Raw genomic sequence first — 15,249 nt, 5'->3', positions numbered from 1 at the left:
GCCCGCGCGAGGGCGCGGGCGGGCGGCCTGCCGAAAGGGGGGTGGGGTCAGAACAGGACGCCCGCGGCGGCCCTGCGCCGCTCCTCGGCCTCCCGCAGCGCGTGCCCGGCAACGACGTCGTCGTCCTCGTCCAGGTCGGCGTAGGCCAGACGTCCGGCCGTACCGCTGCCGGTGTCGGGGCGGCCCAGCTCCTGGATGAGGTCTCGACGGGAGAGCAGCACCACCGCGGAGGGCACCTGCGCGGCGGGCCCGACCGCCACGGCCAGCTCGTCACCCTCGCCGTCCTCGGTGCGCTCCAGGTGCAGCACCGGGTCCTCCGCCGGCGAGTCGATCAGCTGCTCCAGGTGGTCGTAGGTGAGCTCCGGGAGGTCCGGCAGCGGGCCGGGCACGCCGTCGACGTCGGTGGTGTGGAACCGCCGGTCGATCCCCTCGCGGTCCACGCCCAGCAGGTTGGCGGACTCGCGGACGTGGTGCTCGTAGCGCGCTTCGGCCTCCGCCCGGCCGACCTCGCCGGGCTCGTCGGCCTCCTCCAGCTCCCGGCTGTTGCAGTCCGTGTAGTCGACCGCCCACCTCGTCACCCCGTCCGGGGCGGTGTAGGTGTGCAGCCGGATCCACGTGTCGATCTGACCGTCCGCCGACATGGTGGTGGTGGCGCGGACCGGCGACCGGTCGGCGTCCACCAGCTCGACGACGTACTCGGCGTACTCCTCGGCGACCTCGACGCCCGCATTGGTGGAGGCGATGTTCCGCATGTGATGCTCCTCGATGGAGGCCCGCCCTGCACGGCGGGGCTTCGGTGCCGGGGGCGGCCACCCCCGGCACCACCCAACTTAGAGTTTTTTAAAAACCGTCGCAACAATGTTGGGAGGTTTTTTAAAAAACTCTCCCTGAACGAGTGGCCGGGCCCCACGCGATGCTCCTCGCGCGCTCTACGATGACCCGGTGACCGAGACGCTGCCCCCCGTGGGCGTTGACCTCTTCGACGTTAAGCGGCTCCTGTTCGTGGAGGTCGAGGAGCCGGCGCTGTCGCCCTCGGATGAAGCAGCCAGAGACTATGTGTGGAACCAGGCGATTCAAGCCAACCGAAGCCTCTTCGACGGGCCTGTGGTGGCCTGCGGGGGGCTGGAGTGGACGGACCCACACACCCTGCGGCTCTCCTGGGTACGGGTCACCTACCGGCACTACGCCCTTCGACGTGTTCCCGGCGCCACGGCGCTGCCGTCGCTGTTCGTGAATGTCGTGCAGCCGACCGTGGACGGCCGTGTGCTGGCGGCGCGAATGGCGCCCTCCACGGCTGCCCCGGGCCGCTGGCAACTGCCGGGCGGGTCGGTGGAGCCGCCGCAGGATGGCGAGGCCCTGGAGTCGACGTTGGCCAAACAGGCCGCGCGTGAGCTGGCGGAGGAGCTGGGGGTCGACGTGACTGCCGAGCACCTGAAGTTGTACGTCGTCACCCGCGGCGAAAACGGCAGTATCGGCGCGACGTACCTTGCCCCGCCGCTGCCCGAGGCGACGGTGCGCACGGCCTTCCGCGCTGCGGCGGCCGCCGAGCGAGCCCAGGGTCGTGAGCCCGAGCTCGACGGCATCGCCCTGGTGCGTTCGCCGGACGAGCTGGCGAGCCTGATGGGTCCGCACGCGGATTACCTGGAGCCGATCGTGCGTCGCTACACCGCGGGGCGGTGAAGCCCCGGCGGCGACCGCTCAGGCGCCGGTGAGGAAGCCCCGTCCGCGTTCATCGAGTTCCGCTACGCATCGCAGTCCGCGGGCGCGGAAGCGCGCGAGGTCTGCGCGCATGCGCGAGACGGCCTTGCGGGTGCGGACGGAGCGGACGCCGTCCATGTGGTCGAGGGCCTGGTGCCAGGTGGCGCATGCCTGCTCGATGCTGCCGCGCTTGAGGTGCATCTCGGCGCCCGCGACGAGGTCGAGGGCGACGATCCGCGCGTAGGTGTCCCCTGGGCGGGCTGCGGCCGCCAGTGTGTAGTGCTCGGCGGCGGCCCGGTGGTCGCCCATGGTCTCGTGGACCTTGGCGGTGCGGGAGTACACAGACGCGGCCGGCGGCCCCCAGGCCAGCGCCCAAAACGGCACTTCGTCGCCGGGGGCGCTGGTGAGGAGAGTGCGGGCGTGCTCGGCTTCGGAGAGGGCGGCGCGGTGCTTGCCGCTCTTGGCCAGGGTGTGGGCGTGGACGACGCGGAAGAGCGCTTCGGTCTGGGCGTCGACCCGGCCCTTGGCCCGGTTCAGGCCCGTCTCGGCCAGGTTCAGGCAGTGCTCGGGGCGGTGGAGCTTGAGGCCCTGCATGGCCATGGTGCGCATCACGAAGCCGTCGTGTCCGGGGAGCCCGGATTCGGCGGCCAGCGCGTAGGACTGGAGGTAGTAGCGCTGGGCGAGGCCCTGCTGCCCGGCGTCGTAGCTCTTCCAGCCGAGCAGGTGCACGCCGCGGCTGGCGGCGGAGAGCATCTGCCGGCGTACGTCGTCGGTGCGGAAGCGGGCCCGGCACAGCGGGGCGACGTCGTCGCGGAGGTAGGTAACCAGGGCGCTGCGGCCGTGCTGCCCGCCGTGGCGTTCGTCCATCTCGGAGAACGCGTGGATCATGTCGCGAACAGCGGCGACCTCGGCCATGCCGACGGTGTAGCCGGTGCGGGCTGCCGCGGTGCGCTCGGCGACGTCGTGAAGGTGGTGCAGGGGCAGGGCTGCGGCTGCCGTGGAGTAGGCGGAGGCCCTCAGGAAGCGGCGGCGGTCCACCTCGTACCTCCACATCGGCAGCAGGGCGTCCAAAGGGTCGGCCCCCAAGGACAGTCCGATGGTGTCATCTTCGGCTTCGGCTGGGGAGGGCAGGCCGAGATCGGCGGGGGTCAGCAGCCGGCCCAGACGGCGGGAGAGCGCGACCGCGAGGTAGCGCGGGGTGTCCCCGCGGGGCACGGAGCCGGAGATCCAGTGCTCGATGTTGGACTTGTTCGTGCGCAAGCGTGCGCCGCACTCGGCGGCGACCGCGCGGACTGCTCTGGCTAACGCCTCGTAGGTGAGCCCGGATTCCGCGACAAGCGCGCTGAGCTGGACGTTCGGCGTGCGCGTGGTCATGAGCACCTGCCCCGTATACGCGATATACCGCTTGGCCTGCCCGCTACCGTACCGCCGCGTCCGCGCGGCCGGTTGACTTCACATCAGGCCCGAGCCCGGCGGCCGCCATCAGCGCCGCTCCGGATTGCTCCCGTGCCCAATGCCCACGTTCGCGGACCGCGTGTGCTGTGCCATGCGCTGAGGAGGGATCGTCATGGACGAGCGGGATGACCGCTGGATCGCCGGCAGTGCATCGGCTCTGCTCGCGGCGGAGCACGAGCGGGTCCCGATCGACACGCTGAGCACCCGATGGCCGGGGCTGTCGTTGGAGTCGGCCTACCGCGTACAGGCCGCGGCGGTCGGACGGCGGATCGCGGCCGGCGCCCGCGTCGTCGGCCACAAGGCCGGTGTGACGTCGAAGGCGATGCAGCAGCAGATGGGCGTCGATGAGCCGGACTCCGGTGTCCTGCTGGATGACATGGTGCTGCCCACCGGAAGCGCCGTGGCCCGCTCGGCGCTGATGCGGCCGCGGGTGGAGGCGGAGATCGCGTTCCGGCTCGGCTGCGACCTGACGGGCCCGAGCGTGGGCGTGGAGGAGGCGCGGGCGGCGGTGCAGGAGGTGTTTTTGGCCCTGGAGGTGATCGACACCCGCTTCACCAGCTGGCGCATGACGGTCGCGGACAGCATCGCCGACAACGCCTCCTGCGCCCGGGTCGTCACCGGGCCCATGGTGCCCTTGGCCGCGGACATGGACCTGGCCGCGGAGACCCTGGTCGTCAGCGTCGACGGCACCGCCGTCGCGACGGGGGAAGGCCGCGCGGTCCTGGGCGACCCGCTGCGTGCCTTGGTCTGGCTCGCCGGGCGGCTGCACCGCTTCGGCGGCGGCCTGCGCGCCGGACAGCTGGTCCTGGCCGGGGCCGTGCACGCCAGCCTGCCCCTGGAGGCCCGCAACACCGTCCGCGCGCATTCGCCGCAGCTGCCGCCGGTGGAACTGCGCGTCGTCTAGACCCGGGGCACTGCGACGGCGCCCCACTCTCACCACCCCACCCCCTCTTCGAGCGAAGGAGCGGCCGATGGCTGCTGGCGGACAGCGAACGCGTGTCGCCGTACTCGGCGCGGGCCTGATCGGCATCGACCTTGTCGACAAGATCCGCAGGTCGGCGCAGCTGGACATGGCCCTGGTAGCGGGCCGCGACCCCAACAGTCTGGGCCTGCGCCGGGTGGCCGAGATGGGCTGCCCCACGACCGCCGGCGGGATCGACGCCGTGGTTGAGGCCGGCCCCTTCGACGTGGTCTTCGACGCCAGCAACGCCGACAGCCACGCCGAGCACTGGAAGGCGCTGCGCCCGACGGGCACCACCCTGATCGACCTGACCCCCACGGGACGTGGCGCCCTCGCCATCCCGGGCATCAGCAGCCACCGGTCGGCGGCCGACCGGCACCTGAACCTGGTCAGCTGCGGCGGGCAGGCGGCCATCCCGATCCTGCACGCCATCTCCCGGAGCTGCACCCCCACCTACATCGAGGTCGTCTCCACCGGGGCGAGCGCGAACGCCGGACGGGCCACCCGCCTGAACCTCGACCAGTACATCGCCACCACCTCCGACGCGATTCGGACCTTCACCGGCGCCCGGGAGGCGAAAGTCCTGGTCAACCTCACTCCCGCCCGGCCCGCCCCGCCGTTCCGGGTGGCCATGACGGTTCTTGCCGACGGCGTCCGGCCCGCACCGGTGCGCACGAGCGTCGCGACGGCCGCCCAGGCCGTGCGCGCCTACACGCCCGGGTTCGAGGTGGCCTCGCTCACCGTGGGCACCGACCGCATCTCGGTCGTGGTGGAGGTCACCGCCGTCGGCGGCCGCCTTCCCCGCCACGCCGGAAGCATCGACATCATCAACTCCGCCGCCGTCCTGCTCGCCTCGCAGAAGGCCGCCGCCCCTCGATGAAGGGAACCGACCTCATGGACAACACCGGGCACCAGCGGCCCCGGATCCTCCTGCACGACCCGACCCTGCGCGACGGCCACCACGCGGTCGGCCACCAGCTCGACGCCGACCAGCTCCGCGCCTACGCCACCGCCGCGAACGCCGCCAACGTGCCGGTGGTGGAAGTCGGCCACGGCAACGGGCTGGGCGCCTCCAGCCTCCAGATCGGCCGCGCCAAGCTGGACGACCCCACGATGCTCACCGTCGTCCGCGAGGCGCTGACCTCCTCCCAGATGGGCGTCTTCATGGCCCCCGGCTGGGGCACCTCCAGCGACCTCGCCGCCGCCGTCCGCCACGGCGCCGACGTCGTACGGATCGCCGCGCACTGCACCGAGGCCGACGTCACCGAACGCCACCTCGGGGCCGTCCGCGACCTCGGGGCCGAAGCCCAGGGCGTCCTGCTCATGAGCCACATGGCCGGCCCCGGCGAACTCGCCGAGCAGTGCGCCCTGATGGCGAAGTTCGGTGCCCAGGCCGTGGGCATCATGGACTCCGCAGGCCACTACCTTCCCGCCGACGTCACCGCGCGCGTACGGGCCATCGCCGCCGCCGTCGACGTGCCGGTGATCTTCCACGGCCACAACAACCTGGGCCTGTCCGTGGCCAACTCGCTCGCCGCCGTGGAGGCCGGCGCTACCGTCATCGACGCGACCGCCCGCGGGTTCGGCGCCGGCGCCGGCAACACCCAGCTCGAAGTCCTCGTGGCCGTCCTCAACCGCCGAGGCATCGAGACCGGGATCGGCCTGCGCGCCATCCTGGCCGCCTCCGACGTCGCCGCCGACCACCTGATGAAGGCCCCGCCGTCCATCGACTCGATCGCCGTGGCCAGCGGGCTGGCCGGCGTGTTCTCCGGCTTCAAGCGGCCGGTCCTGGAGATCGCCCGCACCGAAGGTGTCGACCCGATCGACCTGTTCCTCGCCCTGGGCGAACGCCAGGTCGTCGCCGGGCAGGAAGACCTGATCGGCGACGTCGCCCGGCAGCTGAAGAACGCCCACTGATGACCCGGGCCGGCGCGCCGGCCGCACCGGCGACGCCGACCTGATCCAGGCCGCCTTCCTCCGCGTCCGGCGGCCGCCTGTCCGCCGCCCCGTACCGCCGGCGGACGGGCACTCCTCCACGCCCTCACCCGACCCGGCCCCGACTCTCGAAACGGATCCCGACCATGACCGATGACCTCACCCGCCTCCTGGTCGACGACCTCAGCCTGCCCGCCGACCGGCTCACCGACGACGCCAGCCCCGACCACGCGGGACTCGACTCGCTCGCCGTGGTCGAGCTGTCCGTCCTCCTCGCCGACCGCTACGGCATCGACATCCCCTACAGGGACATCGAGCGCGCCGGCACCCTCGGCGACCTCGACCGCCTCATCACCGCCAAGCGCAGCGAAAGGTGAACAGCCACATGTCCAGCACCCACCGCAGGCCCGGCCGGGCCTGGATCATCACCCCCGGCCTTCGCGGCGACCGCTTCGCCACCGCACGCACCTCCGGCGCCGCGGTCGCCCTCGTCGACATCGAGGACTCCGTCGCCCTCCCCGACAAGCAGGCCGCCCGCACCGCCTCCGAAAGTTTCTTCTCCGTCACCGACCCGCCGTGCACCCTCGGCATCCGGATGAACAGCCTGACGACGATCGAGGGCATCAAGGACCTCATCGCTCTCACCGGCTACACCGCCCGCCCCGACCTCATCCTGGTCCCGAAGGTCGAATCCCCCCGCGACATCGAGCTGGTCGCCGCCGCGCTCGACGCCGAGGGATACACCCCGGACATCTGGGCGCTGATCGAAAGCCCGCGGGCCTTCACCACCCTCCCGTCGATCATGCGCGCACCCCGACTCGGCGGCGTCATCTTCGGCTCCGCCGACTACGCCGCCTCCGTCCGCTGCGGCCTGGGCTGGGACGCCCTGCGCTACGCCCGCTCGGCCCTCATCAACGCCGCCACCGCGGCGAACATCCCCGCCATCGACGCCCCCACCTGGGAGCTCGATGACCCCGAGAGCCTGCGCCTCGACGCCGAGCGGGCCAAGGAGCTGGGGTTCTCCGGCAAGGGCTGCGTCCACCCCCGCCACGTGAAAGTGATCAACGACGTGTTCACCCCCACCGCGCAGGAGATCACCCAGGCCCGCGCCGTCGTCGCCGCCGCCGACGCCAGCGGCGGAGCGGTGACGACCGTCGACGGGAAGATGCGCGGCACCCCCTTCTTCAACGCCGCCCGCGCACTCGTCGCAGAAGCGGACACCACCTCATGAGCGCGCGCCTGCCCCACGGCTACCGGCAGATCGGCGACAACCGCGTCCGGGAGAACGTCGGTCTGTCCTACCCCGAACTCACCCCCGGTCTCATCATCGAGCACCGGCCCGGCCGGACCGTCACCGAACTCGACAACCTCCTCGGCGCCGCCCTGAGCGGCAACCCCGCCCCCATCCACACCGACGCCCACTACAGCAGCCAGACCCGCTGGGGCCGCATCCTGGTCTGCTCCGGCGTCACCCTCAACCTCGTAGGCGGCATGACCGTCCGCAGCATCAGCGGCCTGACCACCGCCAACCTCGCCATCGACCAGGTGCGCTTCACCGCCCCCGTCCACCTCGGCGACACCCTTTACGCGCAGACCGAGATCCTCACCCGCCGGGTCTCCGAAAGCCGCCCCGCCACCGGGCTCGTCACCTGCCACACCACCGCCCACAACCAGGCGGGCACCAGCGTCCTGGCCTTCCACCGCACCTTCCTCCTCCCCTTGGACGCCGACGCCGCCCGCGACGCCGCCCACTACTGAAGGCGCACCATGAACCAGCCACCGACCTTCACCCCCGCCGACGACGGGCTGTGGGAGCAGTACGACCAGCTCGCCACCCGCGCCTACGGCCACCCGATCAGCGACATCACCCACCTGCGCGAGCACGCCGACCTCCAGGTCGCCCTGCGCGGCGGCCGGGTCGTCGCTGGCGGCCTGGGCCTCCTCCTCGACCAGTACTTCGGCGGCGCCCCCGTCCCCAGCGCCTGCCTGGGAGACGGGTGCGTCGCCCCTGAAGAGCGCGGCGGCCGCCTGGCTGCCGGAATGACGGCCGCGCGACTGCGCCCCCTCATCGAGCGCGGGGCGGTGATCTCCGCGATCACCACCTCCTCCACCGGCTACGCCCGCCGCCTCGGCTGGGAGGCCCCCACCGACGTCTTCGCCTGGTCGGTCGCCACCGACGACCTGAAGCGCTCCTTCACCAGCGAGGACTTCGAGATCGAGCACGGACCGACGGAGGAGGCCGAAGCGCTGCAACGCGACCTCGCCCGCCAGTGGAATGGCCCCCTCCACCGGCCGGCGTGGTGGACGAAGTGGAAGCGGGACAAACACCAGCTCACCACCTACCGCTTCGCCCGGCCCGGCCACCCCACCACGGGCCTGCTCAGCCTCACGACCCAGCGGCACGAGCGACACGGCATGAGCCTGGTCGTCCACGACTTCTGGGCCGCCAGCCAGCCCACCGCCGCGGCCATGCTCGCCTTCCTCGGCCGCCACAACACCCGCGCCCGCACCATCACCTTCCGACGCGGCGCCCTCCCGCCCTACCCCACCCTCCTGCACGGCCTGCGCCACCACCGCGCCGCCGCCGAAGCATGGCACCCCTGGATGCTCCGCATCCTCGACGTCCCCGACGCCATCCGCCTCCGCGGCTGGCCCGCCGACCTGGCGACCGCCGTACCGATCGAGATTGAGAACGAGACCGCCGCCTGGGACCGGTGGATGCTGCGGATCCAGAACGCAAACGCCGAGATCACCCCCACGCACGACGAGGGGCAGGTCACCTTCTCACGGCGCCAACTCGCCGTCTGGTACGCCGGCGGCTACCGGTCCACCACCTCAGCCCGCATGGCCGGAGTCCACGCCAAATCGGAGAAGGCACTCGCCACCCTCATCCGCAGCACAGCGCAGTTCGAGCCCTGGCTGCCCGACCACTTCTAGGGCGTGTTTGGAATACGGAAAAGCGGCGGTACCGGCACCGATCCGGCCAGAGGCAGCAAACGGGGGACACGACGGTCCTTGAGGCGCGACAATGAGCGACGTTGTCATCACAGGGAGGTCACCAATGGGTGGTCACAGCAAGCCGGCGCCGGACCCGTCGACGGGCACGCCGCCGCCGGGGAACACGGACGGGCAGGTCCCCCCGCCGCCGCCTTCGGACGGCAAGCACAAGAAGTGAGCGACCTCCTGGAGCAGCACGCCGCACGGCAGGACGCGGCGATGGCGCAGGCCGGGTGCTGGCCGGCCGACTCGCCGTGGGTGCGTTCCGCCGTCGCCGTCCTGCCGCGGCACTGCTTTGCGCCCGAGGTGGTGTGGAGCTGGGACGGCGCCCGCTGGGAGGCCGTCGCGCGCGGCGACGCCGAGGAGCGGTGGGCGAGCCTGGTGTACGGCGACCCGTACGACGCCGCGGTGACACAGGTCGAGGACGGGCTGCCGTCGTCGAGCCTGTCGTGCCCCTCGGTGGTCGCCGACATGCTCGACTCGCTGCGTCTCGACGCCGGACACCGGGTGCTGGAACTGGGGACGGGGACCGGCTGGAACGCCGCGCTGCTCGCCCACCGGGCGGGGCCGGGGCGGGTGACGAGCGTGGAGGTCGACCCGGGCCTCGCCGCCGGGGCCCGCCGGCGCCTGGCGGACGCCGGCGTCGACGTCGCGGTGCACGTCGGCGACGGCGCCGCCGGGTGGCCGCAGGCGGGCCCGTTCGACCGGGTGATCGCCACCTACGCGGTCGAGACGGTGCCGTGGGCGTGGGTGGTGCAGACCCGCCCCGGCGGGCGGATCGTCGCCCCGTGGGGCCGGCTCGGGCACGTCGCGCTGACCGTGGCCGACGACGGAGCGTCGGCGGAGGGCTGGGTGCAGGGGCTGGGGATGTTCATGCCCGCCCGCGGCGTCGACCAGGGCCTGGAGCTGCACCAGGTCCGCGAGCGCAGCCCCGGCGGCCCCGCGGCGGCAGCCTTCGGCCGGGCGGCCGCCGGGCTGGCCGACGCGAGCCTGCTGTTCGCGCTGCGCGTCCTCCTGCCCGACGTGCGGGTCTCCACCAGCAGCGGCGGCGGCGCGGCCGCGACCGCGTGGCTCCACGACGCACACTCCTCCTGGGCCCGCCTCACCGACCAGCCGGACGGACAGACGACCGTCGAGCGGGGCGGACCGCGCCGCCTGGACGAGGAGATGACCACCGGCTGGGACCGCTGGGAGAAGGCGGGCCGGCCCTCGCTGTACGACTTCGGCATGACCCGCACCGCAGACGAGCAGTGGATCTGGAGCGAGGTCGACGGGGTACGCCGCCGCTGGGAGCCCGTCCCGGAGCCCCGGCCGATACGCGGCGCCGCCTGAGACTGCCGCACGACCGCCGGGCGGAGCGGTTTCCGCCCCCCGGACCAGAGCGCCTGAGCCGGGGGCGGACGGGGCGGGTGCTGGACCAAGCAATCACCGGGTGGTGCCCGCCGCACCGGCACGCTACTGGATCACGCCCCACCAGTCCCAAGGCCGTGGTCACACCGGCGCCGCCCGTCACAGCGACGGTCAGCGCAGGGGCACGCGCGGCCCCCGCATCGCATATGGAACCCCCCCTTCTAGACTCGTACGCGTGTACGAATCTGTGTTTCCTCCTGACCTCGACCGGCTGCTCGTCGTACGGCACTGGCTCGCGCTCGCCCTGAAGGAGGCCGATGCCCGGATCACGCAGCTCCGCGCCGAGCAGGCCGCCCGGCAGCGCACCGTGCCGCCGCCGGAGCCGGACTACCGGATCCAGCGCAGCCCCGGCGCCGACCGCGCGCCGACCGCAGTGCACATCGGTTCCTGCGGGATGGGCCGGAAGGCGCCCGGCGTCTCGGCGGACACTGCCCGCCGCGCCTTGGCCGACGGGATACCGCCCTGCGAGGTCTGCCGACCGGAGTCCGAGCTGGGGATCCTCGACGTCTAGCACGCCGCGCCGGGACCTAGCCGGCCTTCCGGCACCGCGTCGGCGCGGCCTCTCCTGCACGCGTACACGTCGCCCCCTGCCCGGCCCGTAGGCCGCAGACAGGGGGCGTTGTCTCATCCCCGCACACGCGGGGCATTCCGCCGACAGGCGAATGCACTCACTGCCTCGGAATCATCCCCGCTGCTGCGGGGAGCACGGTATGACCGATGACGACGACGAGCCGACGCCGGGATCATCCCCGCTGGTGCGGGGAGCAATGCCCCATCGCTGGGACTGTGCACACGGTAGCACTGGGCGGCAGGGCGGCGCGGCGTATCGACGCCCCTGCCGCACATGCGCCTGCCCTCCCGTGGGGAGCCGGAAGGGATGGCGCGGCCCCGCCCGCGTGGTCAGCGCAGGGCGGAGCCGAAGGGCGCCGCCGTGGGGGTGAATGGGGGCGGTGCCACACCCGCATCATGCACCCAGATTCGGCCAAGAGGGTAGATGTGTGGCAGGAATTGTTCCGTGGTGGCGGTGGGGCAGCGACCCAAGCGACCGACTTCTCGACATGCGGCGGGTCGTCGGACGGGCGCTGCCGCGTCGCCGCGTGGCGGGCGTCGGGTGAGGCTGGAGGGGTGGAGCGTCCGGTCCTCGTCGCCTTGTCCCGGCCCGTCGCCCGCCTGCCGCGGGGGCGGGGCTGGTGGTACGAGCCGAAGTTCGACGGGCACCGGGTCGTGATGTTCCGCGACGAGGAGGCGGTGCGGCTCCAGTCCCGCAGCGGGCGCGACGTCACCGCGACCTGGCACGACCTGGCGGAAGCCGGTCGCGCCCTACCACCGGGCACGGTCTTGGACGGCGAGGCGGTGATCTGGGTGGACGGCCGGTGCGACTTCCACGCCGTGCAGTCCCGCGCCGCGTCCTCCCCCGCGCGGGCCCGGCGCCTGGCCGCCGCTCTCCCGGCGGCGTACCCGGTGTGGGACATCCTCCAGCACCCGACCGCCGGCGACGTACGGCCGCGGCCCTACCTGGAGCGCCGCCGGCTGCTGCTGGACCTCCTTGCCGGTGTGCCGCCGCCGATCCAGGCGGTCCCAGCGACCGACGACATCGACGTGGCGATGACCTGGTACGAGACCCTCCAGGCCCAGGGCATCGAGGGTGTGGTCGCCAAGCCCGCGCGCTCCCCGTACCGCGCGTCGAGGATCTGGCAGAAGATCCGCCACGCGGAGACGGTCGACGTGCCGGTCGTCGGCCACACCGGCGCCGCCGCCCGCCCGCGGCACCTGGCCGTGCGGCTGCCCGACGGCCGCGTCGCGCTGACGCAGCGGCTGGCCGGCGCCCTCGCCGCGGCCGCCGCCGAACACCTGGCCGCGGCCGCGCCCGGCCCCCGCGCGCGCACCACCGCGGGCGAGCCGTACACCGTGACCACCGCCGAGATCGTGGTGGAGGTGCTGAGCGGCACGACCCGGCACGCGGTCGTCAGCGCGACGAGGGTCCGCTAGGCGTTCTGGGCGATGGGACGCAGCATCACGGAGTAGACCGGGGAGTCGGCGAAGGGCTTCTGCTCGCCGATCTTCCGGTACCCCCATGCCTCGTAGTTGGCTTGGAGGGCGCCGTTGCCGGATGCCGGGTTCACCAACAGGGTGACCCGCTCCTCTTCGCGCGCCATCAGCCAGGTCTCGTGGAGTTGCCACGCGGTGCCGCTTCCTCGCCAGGGGCGGCGAACGACGATCTCGTTGAGTGCGACCGTGCGAGATCCGTCTTCGCGGGTGACATCAGCTGCGAGTGGTGTGGTCATGGTCGCCCACCACTTGGTGTCGGCGGCGAGCGGGTGGCCAAAGCAGAACCCCACCGGCGCGCCTTCCTCGTGCGCGATGACGGCACTCCAACCGGGTCGCGAAGCGTACATCTCCAGCCGTTCGGCGAAGCGCTTCGCGGAGTGGAACTCACCCGTCATACCGAAGTCGCGATACCGGACCTCAATATGGATGTCCAAGATTTCCTGTTTGATCACCTGAAGGTGCTCGGCAGTTGCCTGGCTGAACTCGACCGTCACGTCCTGTGCTCCCCTTCGCGCGGATGGCGGACCTTCCAATCGGCCACGTAGCGTGAACCCGGCGCGGCCGCCGTCAGCTGCCTACCGAACCGGGCAAGCAGCTGGCTAGTGCGCCCCGTTGGCGCGTGGCCGCCGGAAACTACGCTGCCCGCCGTACTGCACGCCAACTCGACCTCACCTTGACGGAGCTGCACCAGCGCCAGGGTAGCTGTGTAATACATGCGATTGCGCCGGTACTCGGGGCGGAGCTTGCCGAGCGTCCTGTGCAGGTGCGCCTCAGCGTCCTCATGACGGCCGAGGCGGGTCATGACGAGTGCCGACAGCCCTTCGAGCTCGGCGTCGTCGTAGAACGAGATCCAAGCGGGTCGGGCGTCATTGCCCTCTGCCCGCTGGAACGCCTCGTGTGCGCCGTCCAGATTCCGTAAGGCGGCAAGTCCCAGCCGCGGCTCCCCGCTGTGGGCATCGGCTTGGATGCCGGCCAGGCGCGCCAAGGCCAGGGAGTGGAGTAGGGCATCGCTTCTGCATGCGTACGTCGAGCGGGCTTCGTAGGCGGCGTCCAGGGCCTCCCGCATGCCTCCGGGCTCCTGCGAAGCAAGCAGCGAGGCGTGCAACCACAGACGCGTCTTCATCTGGGAGCTTCCAGAGAGGTCGGCGAGGTACAAAGCGTTGTGCAAATGCGTCCGGGCCCGCTCAACCTGGCGGCTGTCCACGGCGGCCCACAGCGCCGTGCCGCTGAAGGCTGCGGCCAAGTAGTACAGGCGACTCCGGACACGGCTGGTGGCGGTGCCGACCTTCTGCCGCTCCAGCGCGTGCTGGGCGAACGCGAGGGCACGGGTTTCCAGGCTCACGCTGCCCCCGTGCGTGTTGTCCGAGGCCACCAGGTCGAGGAATGCCGTCTCAAGCCGTTTGACATCGTTCATGCCGACGCGGGGCCGCGCCCCGGCCTGTGGAGGCAGGAGACTTGCGGCGGCAAGCGAGGTCGCGGTGACGGCGAACTTGCGGCGCCTCACGGTTTCCTCCAGTGGGTCTGTCGTAACAGGAGCAGCCGACGCCAGTTGCGCAAGGCGGCTGCGGGGCGGAGGGGGAGTGAAGCCAAGACGCTCCGCGCTGAGGCCGAATTCTGCTTCGAGTGCCGCCCGCTGTCTTCGTTGAGGCCAGGAGGTTTTTCCGGTCAGCCAGTTCCGCACATGGCGGTCGCTGATCCTCCCCGGCTCGCCGTAGAGACGTGCGATGTGATCGTTTAAGCGCTGGGCAAGGTGCGCCTGCCCAAGGCCAGCCGCCTCCATATGCGCGCTCAAGGTGACGTTAGCCGTCATGTACACAGCGTATCGACCGGCATGGAGATCGTCTCGTTGTTGAAAGCAGAATTTCCGGATGGCACTGGGCAGTTGTGGTCGGAATTTCCTGGCTCGGGACGGTGGAGGCGCGGTTTCCTCGGGTGGTCGGCCCGTGCAGGTCATCAGGGTCGGTACCCCGCCGGTGTGGCTCTTGCTAGAGAACCACGGCCGTAGTGCAGTGTCTTGGAGGCTTCCATGGATGCCAGACCAGCGAGCAACGTCCACGGGGCGGCTGGAGCAGTCATGCGCACGCCGCCCACTCACCGAGGCGCGCGGCCTTGCGTGGCCATGCGGGGAGCCGCAGGGGACCCGCTTCGGATTTCCCGTGCCGCGTTCGACGCGCGGTTGGGCGGTTGGTTGACGGACGGTGGCGGGACGATCCGGTTGGGGCCGACCACGTGTGAGGTGGTCGTCTCCTCCGCGTCGATCGACGGGCTGGACGCGGTGAACCGGATGGACGCCGCCCAGCCGCGCGGGTGCGGGCCGGTGATCAACACCGGGGCGTGGCTGTACTGGCTGGTGCCGCCGGGCACGCTGTCCCGGTGGCCCGTGCAGCCGTACGGGCTGTGCATGGGCGGCGGGGAGGCGCTGCACCTGCCGCCCCTGGCCCGCACGGGCCGACCGGGGACGTTCTGGCTGCGGCCGCCGAAGGAGTACTTCGTGCTCCCGGGCCTGCTGTGGCGGACCTTGATGTGGCGCCAGCCGATGCCCTCCCCGCACGACTCGGAGCTGCTGACCCGCTGGGCCGAGCGGCAGTGAAGCGCCGGCCGCCGCCTTCCCCCGCGGCGGCCGGTACCAGCGGGCCCGCCTGAGCGTGCCGCCCTTCGCGCCCCCGTGAGCGCGAAGGGGTGCTCAGCGGGTCGGCCCCGCCGCAGGCGTCACCCGGGTGCCGCCGCGGCGCGGTCCCGGCCGC

General features: G+C 72.2%; 16 protein-coding genes. 12 read left to right on the top strand and 4 right to left on the bottom strand.

Annotated features, from left to right (window positions below; all coding sequences use genetic code 11):
* Nucleotides 1–47: 47 nt before the first annotated feature.
* Nucleotides 48–752 (bottom strand): hypothetical protein, encoded by a 705-nt coding sequence (locus LPA54_RS26695; protein WP_228982268.1) that lies wholly within the window; start codon nucleotides 750–752, stop codon nucleotides 48–50.
* Between the two features lie 190 nt (nucleotides 753–942).
* On the opposite strand from LPA54_RS26695, the gene LPA54_RS26690 reads away from it, so the two are divergent.
* Nucleotides 943–1,680 carry an NUDIX domain-containing protein gene (locus LPA54_RS26690; RefSeq protein ID WP_228982266.1) on the top strand — a complete coding sequence of 246 codons (738 nt, stop codon included), beginning with the start codon at nucleotides 943–945 and terminating at the stop codon, nucleotides 1,678–1,680.
* An 18-nt stretch (nucleotides 1,681–1,698) separates the two neighbouring features.
* Here LPA54_RS26690 and LPA54_RS26685 read toward each other — a convergent pair whose 3' ends face one another.
* Nucleotides 1,699–3,072, bottom strand: a complete 1,374-nt coding sequence (locus tag LPA54_RS26685) for a hypothetical protein (RefSeq protein ID WP_228982264.1) — start codon at nucleotides 3,070–3,072, stop codon at nucleotides 1,699–1,701.
* A 193-nt stretch (nucleotides 3,073–3,265) separates the two neighbouring features.
* On the opposite strand from LPA54_RS26685, the gene LPA54_RS26680 reads away from it, so the two are divergent.
* The 10 genes from LPA54_RS26680 (at nucleotide 3,266) to LPA54_RS26635 (ending at nucleotide 12,445) form a co-directional block, all read left to right on the top strand.
* A complete protein-coding gene (locus tag LPA54_RS26680; protein ID WP_228982263.1) occupies nucleotides 3,266–4,057 on the top strand; it encodes a 2-keto-4-pentenoate hydratase in 792 nt (263 codons plus the stop codon).
* A 67-nt stretch (nucleotides 4,058–4,124) separates the two neighbouring features.
* Complete coding sequence (locus tag LPA54_RS26675; protein ID WP_228982261.1) at nucleotides 4,125–4,994, top strand: acetaldehyde dehydrogenase (acetylating); 870 nt, start codon at nucleotides 4,125–4,127, stop codon at nucleotides 4,992–4,994.
* Entirely contained in the window at nucleotides 4,991–6,031 is a 1,041-nt protein-coding gene (gene dmpG / locus LPA54_RS26670) for a 4-hydroxy-2-oxovalerate aldolase (protein WP_228982259.1), read from the top strand. The genes LPA54_RS26675 and dmpG overlap by 4 nt, the downstream gene beginning before the upstream one ends.
* A 164-nt stretch (nucleotides 6,032–6,195) precedes the next feature.
* Complete coding sequence (locus LPA54_RS26665; protein ID WP_228982257.1) at nucleotides 6,196–6,426, top strand: acyl carrier protein; 231 nt, start codon at nucleotides 6,196–6,198, stop codon at nucleotides 6,424–6,426.
* 8 nt (nucleotides 6,427–6,434) lie between these two features.
* Entirely contained in the window at nucleotides 6,435–7,280 is an 846-nt protein-coding gene (locus tag LPA54_RS26660) for a CoA ester lyase (protein WP_228982256.1), read from the top strand.
* Nucleotides 7,277–7,807: a MaoC family dehydratase gene (locus LPA54_RS26655; protein WP_228982253.1), complete on the top strand. Its 531-nt coding sequence runs from the start codon at nucleotides 7,277–7,279 to the stop codon at nucleotides 7,805–7,807. Before LPA54_RS26660 ends, LPA54_RS26655 begins: the two co-directional genes overlap by 4 nt.
* A gap of 9 nt (nucleotides 7,808–7,816) precedes the next feature.
* Nucleotides 7,817–8,986, top strand: coding sequence for an enhanced intracellular survival protein Eis (gene eis, locus LPA54_RS26650; protein WP_228982250.1), 1,170 nt, complete (start codon nucleotides 7,817–7,819; stop codon nucleotides 8,984–8,986).
* A 234-nt stretch (nucleotides 8,987–9,220) separates the two neighbouring features.
* Nucleotides 9,221–10,378, top strand: a complete 1,158-nt coding sequence (locus LPA54_RS26645) for a methyltransferase domain-containing protein (protein WP_228982247.1) — start codon at nucleotides 9,221–9,223, stop codon at nucleotides 10,376–10,378.
* Nucleotides 10,379–10,631: 253 nt separating this feature from the next.
* Nucleotides 10,632–10,967, top strand: a complete 336-nt coding sequence (locus tag LPA54_RS26640) for a DUF6233 domain-containing protein (RefSeq protein ID WP_228982246.1) — start codon at nucleotides 10,632–10,634, stop codon at nucleotides 10,965–10,967.
* Nucleotides 10,968–11,581: 614 nt separating this feature from the next.
* A complete protein-coding gene (locus LPA54_RS26635) occupies nucleotides 11,582–12,445 on the top strand; it encodes a DNA ligase (RefSeq protein ID WP_228982244.1) in 864 nt (287 codons plus the stop codon).
* Here the strand turns inward: LPA54_RS26635 and LPA54_RS26630 are convergent.
* Together LPA54_RS26630 and LPA54_RS26625 are read right to left on the bottom strand one after the other, a co-directional pair.
* Nucleotides 12,442–12,999 (bottom strand): GNAT family N-acetyltransferase, encoded by a 558-nt coding sequence (locus LPA54_RS26630; RefSeq protein WP_228982241.1) that lies wholly within the window; start codon nucleotides 12,997–12,999, stop codon nucleotides 12,442–12,444. The two genes, LPA54_RS26635 and LPA54_RS26630, sit on opposite strands and share 4 nt — an antisense overlap.
* A complete protein-coding gene (locus tag LPA54_RS26625; protein ID WP_228982240.1) occupies nucleotides 12,996–14,315 on the bottom strand; it encodes an XRE family transcriptional regulator in 1,320 nt (439 codons plus the stop codon). Before LPA54_RS26625 ends, LPA54_RS26630 begins: the two co-directional genes overlap by 4 nt.
* A gap of 426 nt (nucleotides 14,316–14,741) precedes the next feature.
* On the opposite strand from LPA54_RS26625, the gene LPA54_RS26620 reads away from it, so the two are divergent.
* Nucleotides 14,742–15,095, top strand: coding sequence for a hypothetical protein (locus tag LPA54_RS26620; RefSeq protein ID WP_228982238.1), 354 nt, complete (start codon nucleotides 14,742–14,744; stop codon nucleotides 15,093–15,095).
* The last annotated feature ends 154 nt before the right edge of the window (nucleotides 15,096–15,249 follow it).

It is taken from the genome of Streptomyces sp. DH12, assembly GCF_020873895.1.
GTDB lineage: Bacteria > Actinomycetota > Actinomycetes > Streptomycetales > Streptomycetaceae > Streptomyces.
This window is presented reverse-complemented; position numbering and strand designations above follow the sequence as displayed.